This window comes from Nocardia sp. bgisy134, assembly GCF_057708325.1.
In genome coordinates this window covers 1-1458 of the sequence record NZ_JBYIRW010000060.1, presented here as the reverse complement: position 1 = coordinate 1458, position 1458 = coordinate 1, and the positions used below count along the sequence as shown (strand labels likewise).

General features: G+C 64.7%; 1 protein-coding gene. It reads left to right on the top strand.

Annotated elements, in window-relative coordinates; translation table 11 throughout:
• Positions 1-121 precede the first annotated feature (121 nt).
• Entirely contained in the window at positions 122-433 is a 312-nt protein-coding gene (locus AC3ERS_RS36555; RefSeq protein WP_431972730.1) for an EthD family reductase, read from the top strand.
• Positions 434-1458: the final 1025 nt, after the last annotated feature.

Sequence of the window (1458 nt, the reverse complement as noted above, 5' to 3'; positions counted from 1 at the left end):
CCGTATTGATCTTTCCCTCGACCACACATCAAGCCCTAACCTGCGCATATGACGATTCAACCGACCGCGGTACTGGATATCGCACTCACACACACCGACCCTGATCTGGACGGAGGTCGTCATGCATAAGTTGTTGGTCCTGTATCCCAAGCCCGCCGACCCTGACCACTTCCGCGACTACTACGTGACCAAACACCTTCCGCTGGTAATGGAGATGCCCGGCCTGCTCGCGTGGCGCTACAGCTTCGACGTGGCGGCGACCAAGGGAGAAGCGCCGTATTTCGTAGTCTTCGAAGGCGACTTCGCTGACGCCGCCGCCCTGGCCGCGGCTCGGGCGTCGGCGCAAGGCCAGCGAGTGGCCGCCGATGTCGCCAACTACGCCACCGGCAGTGTGGTTGTCATCGACTATCCGGTGCAGGACGGCACCGACTGAGCCAGGACGGTACGCCCCGGGACGCGTTCGGTCGGCCGTTGCGGGCCAGGTCCGGCTATCGGCGGGACACCGTTCGCGGTTGCTGGTTCATTGAGCGTCGAAGGTGGGGCCGATGTCCGGCCGGAGCCATGTCCGCCACTCCGGGCGGCACCTACCGGCTCGACTCGATGACACTGCAACTGCGCTAGGTGACCTCGAACAACGGCGAGCCTCAGGAAAGCTCATCCTGATCACCCGCTGAGCAGCACTCCTGCGTTCGAGAAACGTACGCACATGCCGCTGATCGCGCGGGCTGCTCCGGGCCTTAGGAGTGCAGAGTCGGCCCTGCTCGCCGGGGTGACATGTTGGTTACGCACTCCCTAAATGCCCGCCTGGGCCGGTGAGCGGTGGCAGTGGCAGGTGGGCGTGAGCGGAAAGTCTCACGCAGGTGGCGTGGTCGCGGCGCGCCGGATCCCGCCGAGCCGGTCGGTAGACAACATTGTTCGCCGCGTCCACGACGGAGACGGCCCGTTGCCCCTCACCGAGCCCGCCAGCTGCCACGCTGGCGTGCTCGTTGCAGGCCAGCGGTTTCGGCCACGAATCCCCGAACTCGCGTCAGCCGCTGGGCGATTCCGCGCGGTCCGAAGCGGCCAGCGCTGGGCTATGGAAGATCAACTGGCCCTACTCCTCTGGGTCGGCCGAACGCACCATATTGCCGATTACCGTGTCCTACACGGCTGCCGGCCGTACCGCCGCCAGGCCGGAGCTTCGGAAAGTCATGCCCGGCTCTTACCGCGACAGCGGTAGCCACCGCTGCGCCGGTCAGCCCTGACGGCCGACGCCAGGGCAACGCACAGGCCGCCGAATACTATGCCTCCCGCCAGCAAGATTCCCACGCCAACAATGGCGGCAGCGAGCACAGGAGTGCCGAAGCCGAAGTACACGGCGAACGGACTCGACAGTATTGTGCCGATCAAGCCCCGATCATGGCCACGATCAGGACAGGTCGGTATTTCATGAATCCGATTCTAGTCTTCGAGTAGTTA